The sequence below is a fragment of the Streptomyces sp. NPDC059224 genome (assembly GCF_042754285.1).
GTDB lineage: Bacteria > Actinomycetota > Actinomycetes > Streptomycetales > Streptomycetaceae > Streptomyces.
On sequence record NZ_JBHZAN010000068.1, the window covers coordinates 23,375 to 34,456 of the forward strand.

An 11,082-nucleotide genomic window follows, 5' to 3' on the forward strand; every position below is an offset into this window, starting at 1 on the left:
TAAGAGTCCTGGTGGCGGGCGGGGAAACCGGCCACCGTGGCGCGGCCGATACCCTGGGGGTGTGACGTTCCCGGTAGTCGGCATGGTCGGCGGGGGCCAGCTCGCGCGTATGACGCACGAAGCGGGCATCCCGTTGGGCATCAGGTTCAAGCTCCTCAGTGACACTCCTCAGGATTCCGCGGCCCAGGTGGTGAGCGATGTCGTCATCGGCGACTACCGCGACCTGGAGACACTGCGCGCGTTCGCGCGCGGCTGCGACGTGATCACCTTCGACCACGAGCACGTGCCCACGGAGCACCTGCGGGCCCTGGAGGCGGACGGCATCCCCGTGCGCCCCGGCCCCGACGCTCTCGTGCACGCCCAGGACAAGGGCGTGATGCGGGCGAGGCTCGACGCGCTCGGCATCCCCTGCCCGCGCCACCGGATCGTGGCCGACCCGGAGGACGTGGTCCGGTTCGCGGCCGAGGGCGACGGCTTCCCCGTGGTCCTCAAGACGGTCCGCGGCGGATACGACGGCAAGGGCGTGTGGGTCGTGGAGACGGCGGAGGAGGCCTCCGACCCGTTCCGGGCCGGCGTGCCCGTCCTCGCCGAGGAGAAGGTCGACTACGTCCGCGAACTCGCCGCCAACGTCGTACGCTCCCCGCACGGCCAGGCCGTCGCCTACCCGGTGGTCGAGTCCCGGCAGGTGAACGGCGTCTGCGACACGGTGATCGCGCCCGCCCCCGACCTGGACGAGGCGCTCGCCCTGCGGGCCGAGGAGATGGCGCTGCGGATCGCCAAGGAACTGGGCGTGGTCGGCCACCTGGCCGTCGAGCTGTTCCAGACCCGCGACGGCCGCGTCCTCGTCAACGAGCTGGCGATGCGCCCGCACAACTCCGGCCACTGGACCCAGGACGGCGCGATCACCAGCCAGTTCGCCAACCACGTCCGCGCGGTCCTGGACCTGCCGCTGGGCGACCCGCGCCCGCGCGCGAAGTGGACGGTCATGGTCAACGTCCTCGGCGGCGACTACCCCGACATGTACTCCGCGTACCTGCACTGCATGGCCCGCGACCCCAGACTGAAGATCCACATGTACGGCAAGGACGTGAAGCCCGGCCGCAAGGTCGGTCACGTCAACACCTACGGCGACGACCTGGACGACGTTCTCGAACGCGCACGTCACGCTGCCGGCTACCTGAGAGGCACGATCACCGAATGAGCCCCGTTGTTGGCATCGTCATGGGTTCCGACTCCGACTGGCCCGTCATGGAGGCCGCAGCCAAGGCCCTGGACGAGTTCGAGATCGGGTACGAGGTCGACGTCGTCTCCGCGCACCGCATGCCGCGCGAGATGGTGACCTACGGCGAGCAGGCGGCGGAGCGCGGGCTGAAGGTGATCATCGCGGGTGCCGGGGGGGCGGCCCACCTCCCGGGCATGCTCGCCTCCGTCACCCCCCTGCCGGTCATCGGCGTCCCGGTCCCGCTGAAGTACCTCGACGGCATGGACAGCCTGCTGTCGATCGTGCAGATGCCGGCCGGTGTCCCGGTCGCCACGGTCTCGGTCGCCGGCGCCCGGAACGCGGGCCTGCTGGCCGCCCGTATCCTGGCCACGCACGACGAGGACCTGCTGGCCCGGATGCGGGACTTCCAGCAGGAGCTCAACGACCAGGCGGCCGAGAAGGGCAAGCGCCTGCGGGCCAAGGTCGACGGCGGCTCAAACGGCTTCGGCTTCGGCAAGTAGGACTCCGGGAAGCAATACGCAATGACCTCATCCGACGAAGCCCGGTCCCTGCTGCGCGAGTTTCCGGTGGTCGACGGGCACAACGACCTGCCGTACGCACTGCGCGAGCAGGTCCGCTACGACCTCGGCTCCCGTGACATCGCCACGCACCAGAACGCGCACCTGCACACCGACATCCCGCGCCTGCGCGAGGGCGGGGTGGGCGCCCAGTTCTGGTCGGTGTACGTGCGCTCGGACCTGCCCGGCGCGGTCCCGGCGACACTGGAACAGATCGACTGCGTACGGCAGCTGATCGCCCGTTACCCGGCGGACCTGCGGGCCGCGCTGACCGCCGCCGACATGGAGGCGGCCCGCGCCGAGGGCCGGATCGCCTCCCTCATGGGTGCGGAGGGCGGCCACTCCATCGACAACTCGCTGGGCACCCTGCGCGGTCTGTACGAGCTGGGCGTGCGCTACATGACGCTCACCCACAACGACAACAACGACTGGGCGGACTCGGCGACCGACGAGCCCAGGGTCGGCGGCCTGTCCGCGTTCGGCCGCGAGGTGGTCCGGGAGATGAACCGCCTGGGCATGCTGGTGGACCTCTCCCATGTCGCCCCGACGACCATGCGCGCCGCCCTGGACACCACCGCCGCGCCGGTGATCTTCTCGCACTCCTCCGCCCGGGCCGTCTGCGACCACCCGCGCAACATCCCGGACGACGTCCTCGAACGCCTCGCCGGCAACGGCGGTGTGGCCATGGTGACGTTCGTACCGAAGTTCGTGCTCCAGGCGGCGGTCGACTGGACGGCGGCGGCCGACGACAACATGCGCGCGCACGGCTTCCACCACCTCGACACCGGCGAGGACGCGATGAAGATCCACCGGGCCTTCGAGGAGAGCCACCCCCGCCCCGTCGCGACGACCGCCACGGTCGCCGACCACCTCGACCACATGCGCGAGACCGCCGGCGTCGACCACATCGGCATCGGCGGCGACTACGACGGCACCGCCTTCACCCCCGACGGCCTGAACGACGTCTCCGGCTACCCGAACCTGATCGCCGAACTCCTCGACCGCGGCTGGTCCCGTGCCGACCTGGCCAAGCTCACCTGGCAGAACGCGGTCCGCGTGCTGGGCGCGGCGGAGGACGTGGCCCGGGACCTCCAGGGCACCCGGGGGCCGTCGAACGCGACGATCGCCGAACTGGACGGCTGACGGGACCCGGGGGCGGGGCGGACCGCTGTACCGGCCGCCCCGCCCCCGGTCGTACCCCCGAACGCCCCGTCCACCAGGAACCCTCCCGGTCGGCCGTGCGACGGTGGGCTACAGCCCCATCACGACGTAGCTCACGACGACGTACGGAGCCCGCAAATGGCCGACCTCCACGACGTTCCCACCACGACCGAGGTCGGCGAGGACGACAGCCTCCCGTACGACCCGTTCCCCGTGGTGTCCGACACCGAGTTCCTGGCACAGGCCCACGTCCTGCTGGACGCGTACCCGGTCGCGGACGGCTACAGCGGGCTTTCGCGGGCGCTGGGACCGCTGCCCTGGTACGACCTGGAGCTGGGCGAGGCCGCCGTGGACACGGACGTGCCCCGGCTGCGCGAGGGGCACGTGGGCGCGCTGTTCTGGTCGCTGGACCAGCCGGATTCGGAGCACCGCGACCGGGCCGTGGGGGCCACGCTGGAACGGCTGGACCTGGTGCGCCGGGTGGTCGAGAGGCATCCGGAGGGGCTCCGGCTGGTGCGCACCGCCGGGCAGATCATCGACGCCCGCAACTGCGGCCGGGTCGCCGTGGTGCTCGGCCCCGCCTCCGCCGCCGCCGTCGACGGCTCCCTCGGCATCCTGCGTGTCCTGAACTCCCTCGGCCTGCGGGTCCTCTCGCTGGCCGGCGCCGACTGGGCGGACCGGGAGGGGCTGACCCGGTTCGGCGAGGAGGTGATCCGTGAGATGAACCGGCTCGGCGTGCTCGCCGACCTGTCCGGCGCCCCCGAGAGCGTCCTCGCCCGGGTGCTCGCCCTGTCCAAGACGCCGGTCGTGTGCACCCGCTCCGGCGCGGCCTCCGTGCGCCCGCACCCCGCCAACCTCTCCGACGCGCTGCTGGCCCAGCTCGGCGAGCAGCGGGGGCTGTGCATGGTGCCGCTGGCCGCCGAGCAGTCCGGGCCGACCGTGCCTGACGTCGCCGACCATCTCGACCACGTGCGGATCGTGGCCGGCCCCGAGTGCGTCGCGCTGTCCGGCAGTTACGACTCCGGCGCCGCCCACCCCCGCGACCTCGCCGACCCCTCCCGCTACCCGCACCTGATCGCCGAACTGCTCAGGCGAAGCTGGTCCGAGACCGAGCTGTCCCTGCTGACCTGGGGGAACGTCCAGCGCGTCCTGCGCAGCGCCGACTTCACCGCCCGCGCGGCCCAACGCCGCCGCGAGCCGGTCCCGGGCAGACCGGCCGAGCCGGAGATGTGACCCCGCCCGGCCGGTCCGCACGACGTGAGCACAGGACGTCAGCACAGGACGTGATCAGGGGATCCGGCACAGACAGAAGGGGTGACCCGCCGGATCGGCGTACACCTGGAAGTCCTTCTTCTCCCGGTCCTCCAGGTCCAGCGGTCGCGCCCCCAGCGCCAGCACCTTCTCGTGGGCCGCGTCGACCTCCTCCCAGGTCGCCCCCGCGTCGAAGTCGAGATGGAGCTGCTGCGGGTTGCGGTCCGCCCGCGGCCACTCGGGCGGCGTGTACCCCGCCACCCGCTGGAAGCCCAGCCGCGGTCCTTGCGGTACCTGCAGGACGACCCACTCGTCGTCCTCCGCCACCGGGGTGCCCCCGGCCACGGCGGCGTAGAAGCGGGCCAGTGCGAGCGGGTCGGGACAGTCGATCACTACGTTGCGCAGTCGGGCGACGATCGCCATGGGTCCTCCCCGGGTCAGCAGGCGCAGAGACAGAACGGGTGCCCAGCCGGGTCGGCGTACACCCGGAAGGTCCGCTCCCGGTCCGCCGCGTCCAGCGGCTTCGCGCCCAGCTCCAGGACCCCCTTCTCGGCCGCGTCCAGGTCGTCCACCACCAGGTCCAGGTGGAACTGCTGGGAGTCGTCGGGCGCGGGCCACTTCGGCGCCACGAAACCGGGCGCCCGCTGGAAGGCCAGCACCCGTCCGCCGGGCACCGTCAGGTCCACCCACTCCTCGTCCCCCTCGACGCTGCCGCCCAGCACGCCGGCGTAGAAACCGGCGAGCGCGGACGGGTCAGGGCAGTCCAGGACGACGGCACCGAGCTTGGCGAGAGCCATGACTTCCTCCTCGAAGTCCGAGTGTGTCCGTGTGTGTTCGAGTTACTGGTTACCTGTAGAGCCGGGTAACCGGTCACCGTTACCGCATGCTCCCGCAGTGGAGGTAACCTCGCAAGGGAATTCGGAGGTAGCTGGCAGGGATGAGCGAGAGATCGCCCGCGCCGGGCGGCCTGACCCTGGTCGAGGCCCTGGTGAACACGCTGGACATCGAGTCGGGCGCCGACGCGCTCGACACGCCGGACGGCAGGGAACGCCTCGGCATCACGGAGGCCGAACTGCCACCCGCGCGCGCCCTGCGCGAATCGCTGCGCGCCACGCTCCTCGCCCACGCCGGCCACCCGCCGCACCGCGCGGTGACCCCACTGGGCGAACTGCTGGCCGACGCCCCCCTCCGCGTGGCCGTGGACCCCGCCGACGGCTCGGCCACCCTGGCCCCCGCCGACGCGGGCCCCCTGGTCTCGCGGGTCGCGGCCGCCGTCGCCGGTGCGCTGGTCGAGGGCACCTGGACCCGCCTCAAGGCCTGCGAGGCCGACACCTGCCACTGGGCCTACTACGACCGCAGTCCGGCCGGCCGCGGCCGCTGGTGCTCGATGCGGGTGTGCGGGGCGCGCGCCAAGATGCGCCGGTACCGGGCCAAGGACAGGTAAGGCCCAGGCGGTTCGTCGGCCGCGCCTGTGCCGCGTGGTGCAGAATGCGACAAGACACCGGTTCGGCCGACTGAGCCTCGGCCGAACCGGTGTCGCCCTGATCCGAGCACCCCCGTACGGGACTAGGCGGTCGGACGCCCCATCGCACGGTACGTCCAGCCCGCCCGCCGCCAGACCTCCGGCTCCAGCGCGTTGCGCCCGTCGAGGATCACCTTCGCCGAGGCCACCGCGCCCAGCGCGGCGGGATCCAGCTCCCGGAACTCCCGCCACTCGGTGAGGTGCAGCACCACATCGGCCCCCCGCGCACACTCCTCGGCGCTGCCGGCGTAGCCCAGCGTCGGGAACAGCCGCCGGGCGTTGTCCATCCCCTTCGGGTCGTAAACGGTCACCTGCCCGCCCTGCAGATGGATCTGCCCGGCCACGTTCAGCGCCGGCGAGTCCCGTACGTCGTCCGAGTCCGGCTTGAACGTGGCGCCGAGCACCGCGACCCGCTTCCCGAGGAACGACCCGCCGCCCAGCGCCTCCCGGGCCATCTCGACCATCTGCCCCCGGCGCCGCATGTTGATGGAGTCGATCTCGCGCAGGAAGGTCAGCGCCTGGTCGGCGCCCAGCTCGCCCGCGCGGGCCATGAAGGCGCGGATGTCCTTGGGCAGGCAGCCGCCACCGAACCCGATCCCGGCGCGCAGGAACTTCTTCCCGATCCGGTCGTCGTGCCCGATCGCCTCGGCCAGCCTGGCCACGTCGCCGCCCGCCGCCTCGCACACCTCGGCCATGGCGTTGATGAAGGAGATCTTGGTGGCGAGGAAGGAGTTCGCGGACGTCTTCACCAGCTCGGCCGTCGGGAAGTCGGTGACCACGAACGGCGTGCCCTCGCCCACCGGGGTCGCGTACACCTCGCGCAGCAGCTTCTCGGCGCGCTCGCCGCGCACGCCGACCACGATCCGGTCGGGGTGCAGGGTGTCCTGGACGGCGAAGCCCTCCCGCAGGAACTCCGGGTTCCAGGCGAGCTCGGCCTCGGCGCCCGCCGGCGCGTTCTCGGCGAGGTAGGCGGCGAGCCGCTCCGCCGAACCGACCGGCACGGTCGACTTGCCGACCACCAGCGCGGGCCGGGTGAGATGCGGGGCCAGCGACGCGATCGCGGAGTCGACGTACGACATGTCGCAGGCGTACTCGCCGTGCTTCTGCGGGGTGTTCACACAGACGAAGTGGACGTCACCGAAGGCGCCCACCTCGGCCCAGTCGGTGGTGAAGCGCAGCCGCCCGCTGGAGCCCTCGAAGCCCGCCACGTGCCGGCGCAGCAGGTCGTCCAGGCCCGGCTCGTACATCGGGGTCTCGCCACGCTCCAGCATGGCGATCTTCTCGGGTACGACGTCGAGACCGAGGACCTCGAAGCCGAGCTCCGCCATGGCCGCGGCATGCGTGGCGCCGAGATAACCGGTGCCGATCACAGTGATCTTGAGGCTCATGGAATGCTCCAGCTCGGGGACGTTGGTGCTGCTGCGGGGCCGAGCATAACCGGGCCCTCCTGCGGGCAACTTTCCCGCTGTCGCGTACCTCACGTCACCGTTGTGCGGGCCGCGCCCTAAACTTTGGGTTACTTGACAGTAATTAGCGTCAGCACCACTGCGTCTGGAGTGAGAGACCTTGGCCGGATCGGCTGACTTCGACCTGTACCGCCCGTCCGAGGAGCACGACATGCTCCGCGACGTCGTCCGCGCGCTGGTCGAGGCGAAGATCGCCCCGTACGCGGCCGCGGTCGACGAGGAGGCCCGCTTCCCGCAGGAGGCGCTCGAGGCGCTGGTCGCCAACGACCTGCACGCCGTGCACGTTCCCGAGGAGTACGGCGGCTCCGGCGCCGACGCGCTCGCCACGGTCATCGTGATCGAGGAGGTGGCCCGCGCCTGCGTCTCCTCCTCCCTCATCCCCGCCGTGAACAAGCTGGGCTCGCTCCCGGTGATCCTCTCCGGCTCCGAGGACCTCAAGAAGAGGTACCTGGCACCGCTCGCCAAGGGCGACGCGATGTTCTCGTACGCCCTCTCCGAGCCGGAGGCGGGCTCCGACGCGGCCGGCATGAAGACGAAGGCGGTCCGCGACGGCGACCACTACGTGCTCAACGGCGTGAAGCGCTGGATCACCAACGCCGGTGTCAGCGAGTACTACACGGTGATGGCCGTGACCGACCCCGACAAGCGCTCCAAGGGCATCTCCGCCTTCGTGGTCGAGAAGTCGGACGAGGGAGTCTCCTTCGGCGCCCCGGAGAAGAAGCTCGGCATCAAGGGCTCGCCGACCCGTGAGGTCTACTTCGACAACGTGCGCATCCCGGCCGACCGCATGATCGGCGCCGAGGGCACCGGCTTCGCCACGGCGATGAAGACCCTGGACCACACCCGCATCACCATCGCCGCCCAGGCCCTCGGTGTCGCCCAGGGCGCGCTGGACTACGCCAAGGGCTACGTCCAGGAGCGCAAGCAGTTCGGCAAGCCGATCGGCGACTTCCAGGGCATCCAGTTCATGCTCGCCGACATGGCCATGAAGATCGCCGCCGCCCGCGCCCTCACCTACCAGGCCGCGGCCGCCTCCGAGCGCGGCGACTCCGACCTCACCTTCCAGGGCGCGGCGGCCAAGTGCTTCGCCTCCGACACCGCCATGGAGGTCACCACGGACGCCGTCCAGCTCCTCGGCGGCTACGGCTACACCCGCGACTACCCGGTCGAACGCATGATGCGCGACGCCAAGATCACCCAGATCTACGAGGGCACCAACCAGGTCCAGCGGATCGTGATGGCCCGGAACCTGCCGTAACCCGCGGGGAAACCACCGGAAAGGCGTCCTTCGGGGCGCCTTTTCCCGTGCTGTCGCCGAATGGCGCTACCGATCGGTCGGGCTTAGAAGGAAGACGAACGGGGCCTGCCCCGGGCCCTTCCCTCTCTCCCCTGGAGGAGCCATGACCCAGACCGGACCCATGACGGCCATGAGCAAGCAGATGCAGGAGTGCGTCAACACGTGCATGGCCACGCACACGATGTGCGAGGAGACCATGAGCTCCTGCATGTCCATGGACGGCGGCCAGGCGCACATGCGCATCATGCGCGCGCTGATGGACTGCTCCGAGATGACCCGGATGTGCGCCGACATGATGATGCGGCGCTCGCCGCTGTCCGCCGAGATGTGCGCCATGTGCGCCAAGGCCTGCGACATGTGCGCCGAGGCGTGTATGTCCATGCCGGACGACCCGCAGATGAAGCGCTGCGCCGACGCGTGTCGCAACTGCGCCGAGATGTGCCGCTCGATGGCGGGCGCGTCCATGTGACACCCCGCTGAAACGGCGTCGGGGGCGCCCCGCAGGGTGCCCCCGAACCGTGTACGACCCGTCTCAGTTGTCGGTGACGGTGACCTTCTGGTCGTTCTTCAACTCGTCGACCAGGGTCTTGACCTTGGCCTTGTCCCAGACGAGGTTGCCGCCCGTGGAGCCGGAGACCGGCATGTTCATCGAGGTGCCGTCGCCGCCGTTGACGTCCTTCATCGCGAAGAACATCGACGCCAGGTCCCACAGGCTCATGTCCTTGTCGACGGTGAGGGAGTCCAGGCCCGCGCCGAGGGTGGGGTAGAGCTTGAAGGGGTTCAGGATCGTCGAGGGGGTCGCCACCTGGTGGGCCAGCGCCGCCAGGAACTTCTGCTGGTTCTTCGTGCGCTGGAGGTCGGACGCGGCGAAGGCGTGCCGGGTGCGGACGAAGGCGAGGGCCTCCTCGCCGTTCAGGGTCTGCTTGCCCGCCTTGAAGTCGGCGCCCGAGTACTTGTCCGTGAAGCCCTTGTCGATGTCTATCGTGACCCCGCCGACCGCGTCCACGATGTCCGCGAAGCCGGCGAAGCCGATCTCCACGTAGTGGTCGATGTGCAGCCCGGTGTTGAACTCGACCGTGCGCACGAGCAGGGTCGGGCCGTCCTCGGCGTAGGCCGCGTTCAGCTTCGTGTGCCGGCCGGTGCCCTGGTAGACCTTGCCGGACGTGGACCCCTGGTACGAGGGGATCTCCACGTCCGAGTCACGGGGGAGGGAGATCAGTGTGTCGCCGTTGTCACCGACGTGCAGGATCATCATCGAGTCCGTGCGCTGGCCCTCGGCCGACCCCGTGTGCAGCTTCTTCTTCTCCTCGTCCGACATGCCCTTGCGGCTGTCGGAACCGACGATCAGGTAGTTGGTGCCCTCACCGGCGGAGGGACGGTCGATGACCTTCGACAGGTCGACGTCCCGGTGCAGCTTGGAGTCGGCCCAGAAGTAGGTCGCGACGGATGTGACGATCAGCACGCTCACCACGACGATCGCGGTCCACTTGATCCTCTTGCGCCAGTTCGGAGCCGGACGCGGGCCGCGCTCAGGAGTGCCGCCGGGTCCCCCGCCCCCGGGGCCGCCGCCGTAGACCTGGCCGGTGTTGTAGCCGCTGTCGTACCCGGAGCCGTCGTCGTACCCGTTGCCGTACGCCGGCTGCTGCGGGACGCCGGCGTAGCCGCCGCCCCCCTGCTGCGGCGCGCCGTACGGCGGCGCCGACGGCTCCCCGCGTCGTACCTGGCGCATCACGCGGGCGCCCTCAGGCTGCGCGCTTGCGCTACCGCGTCCGTACCGGTTGCCGCGGTTGTCGTTCGACCGTCCCTCGGGCCATTCGCTCATGGGCCCCAGTGTGCAGGCAGCGCCTGTACCTCTTACAAGGGTCGTCGGGAAATCAGGGCACCGCTGTTGCCAACCCGACACAAATTCCGTGATTGTCACTTCGGCATAAGGTAGGGGGCATGACAGACCAGGCCCCCGAGGCGGAGTCCGATATTCCCGGCAAGCCGACGTCCGCGTCCCGGACCACGCTGAGCCACATCATGACCCACAACGACACCAACCTCCTCGGCACGGTGCACGGCGGCGTGATCATGAAACTCGTCGACGACGCGGCGGGCGCGGTCGCCGGGCGCCACTCGGGCGGTCCCGCCGTCACCGCGTCCATGGACGAGATGGCGTTCCTGGAGCCGGTCCGGGTCGGCGACCTGGTCCATGTCAAGGCGCAGGTCAACTGGACCGGCCGGACGTCCATGGAGGTCGGCGTGCGGGTTCTCGCCGAGCGCTGGAACGAGTCGAACCCCGCCACCCAGGTCGGCTCGGCCTACCTGGTCTTCGCGGCGGTCGACGCCGACGGCAAGCCCCGCCGGGTACCGCCGGTGGTTCCGGAGACCGACCGGGACCGGCGCCGCTACCAGGAGGCCCAGATCCGCCGGACGCACCGCCTGGCGAGACGACGCGAGATACGCGAGCTGCGCGAACGCAGTATCGCGGAGGGCTTCGAGGACTAGGGCCTGTCGGCCCGTGCCCGGTCGGCCGTGGGCCGGTGGGGGCTTGTCGCGCAGTTCCCCGCGCCTTTCTGGGGCGCTCGTGCAGCGCCCTGCTTCTCAGGGGCGCGGGGAACTGC

At 70.8% G+C, this 11,082-nt stretch carries 12 protein-coding genes; 8 read left to right on the forward strand and 4 right to left on the reverse strand.

Translation table 11 applies throughout. The annotated features are described in order from the left end of the window. Positions 1-61: 61 nt before the first annotated feature. From ACFXI4_RS42795 to ACFXI4_RS42810, 4 genes are all read left to right on the forward strand, one after another. A complete protein-coding gene (locus tag ACFXI4_RS42795; RefSeq protein WP_385002606.1) occupies positions 62-1,201 on the forward strand; it encodes a 5-(carboxyamino)imidazole ribonucleotide synthase in 1,140 nt (379 codons plus the stop codon). Beyond that, on the forward strand, positions 1,198-1,722 hold the full coding sequence (purE, locus tag ACFXI4_RS42800; protein WP_385002609.1) for a 5-(carboxyamino)imidazole ribonucleotide mutase: 525 nt from the start codon (positions 1,198-1,200) through the stop codon (positions 1,720-1,722). Before ACFXI4_RS42795 ends, purE begins: the two co-directional genes overlap by 4 nt. 21 nt (positions 1,723-1,743) lie before the next feature. Further along, a complete protein-coding gene (locus ACFXI4_RS42805) occupies positions 1,744-2,922 on the forward strand; it encodes a dipeptidase (RefSeq protein WP_385002612.1) in 1,179 nt (392 codons plus the stop codon). A gap of 156 nt (positions 2,923-3,078) precedes the next feature. Beyond that, positions 3,079-4,173 (forward strand): dipeptidase, encoded by a 1,095-nt coding sequence (locus ACFXI4_RS42810; protein ID WP_385002615.1) that lies wholly within the window; start codon positions 3,079-3,081, stop codon positions 4,171-4,173. A 54-nt stretch (positions 4,174-4,227) separates the two neighbouring features. Here ACFXI4_RS42810 and ACFXI4_RS42815 read toward each other — a convergent pair whose 3' ends face one another. After that, positions 4,228-4,614: a VOC family protein gene (locus ACFXI4_RS42815; protein WP_362718566.1), complete on the reverse strand. Its 387-nt coding sequence runs from the start codon at positions 4,612-4,614 to the stop codon at positions 4,228-4,230. A gap of 14 nt (positions 4,615-4,628) precedes the next feature. Continuing rightward, positions 4,629-4,988 (reverse strand): VOC family protein, encoded by a 360-nt coding sequence (locus ACFXI4_RS42820; protein WP_362718569.1) that lies wholly within the window; start codon positions 4,986-4,988, stop codon positions 4,629-4,631. Between the two features lie 140 nt (positions 4,989-5,128). Here ACFXI4_RS42820 and ACFXI4_RS42825 point away from each other — a divergent pair, with 140 nt between their 5' ends. Next, positions 5,129-5,635, forward strand: a complete 507-nt coding sequence (locus tag ACFXI4_RS42825) for a CGNR zinc finger domain-containing protein (protein WP_385002619.1) — start codon at positions 5,129-5,131, stop codon at positions 5,633-5,635. 122 nt (positions 5,636-5,757) lie between these two features. On the opposite strand, the gene ACFXI4_RS42830 is transcribed toward ACFXI4_RS42825, so the two are convergent. Continuing rightward, entirely contained in the window at positions 5,758-7,101 is a 1,344-nt protein-coding gene (locus ACFXI4_RS42830) for a UDP-glucose/GDP-mannose dehydrogenase family protein (RefSeq protein WP_362727908.1), read from the reverse strand. Between the two features lie 178 nt (positions 7,102-7,279). Between ACFXI4_RS42830 and ACFXI4_RS42835 the strand changes: the two genes are divergently transcribed. Further along, positions 7,280-8,437, forward strand: coding sequence for an acyl-CoA dehydrogenase (locus ACFXI4_RS42835; RefSeq protein WP_385002623.1), 1,158 nt, complete (start codon positions 7,280-7,282; stop codon positions 8,435-8,437). A gap of 142 nt (positions 8,438-8,579) precedes the next feature. Next, positions 8,580-8,945 carry a four-helix bundle copper-binding protein gene (locus ACFXI4_RS42840; RefSeq protein ID WP_385002626.1) on the forward strand — a complete coding sequence of 122 codons (366 nt, stop codon included), beginning with the start codon at positions 8,580-8,582 and terminating at the stop codon, positions 8,943-8,945. A 63-nt stretch (positions 8,946-9,008) separates the two neighbouring features. Here the strand turns inward: ACFXI4_RS42840 and ACFXI4_RS42845 are convergent, their stop codons facing one another. Then, positions 9,009-10,298, reverse strand: coding sequence for an LCP family protein (locus tag ACFXI4_RS42845; RefSeq protein WP_385002628.1), 1,290 nt, complete (start codon positions 10,296-10,298; stop codon positions 9,009-9,011). Positions 10,299-10,417: 119 nt separating this feature from the next. Between ACFXI4_RS42845 and ACFXI4_RS42850 the strand changes: the two genes are divergently transcribed. After that, complete coding sequence (locus tag ACFXI4_RS42850) at positions 10,418-10,966, forward strand: acyl-CoA thioesterase (protein ID WP_385002631.1); 549 nt, start codon at positions 10,418-10,420, stop codon at positions 10,964-10,966. The last annotated feature ends 116 nt before the right edge of the window (positions 10,967-11,082 follow it).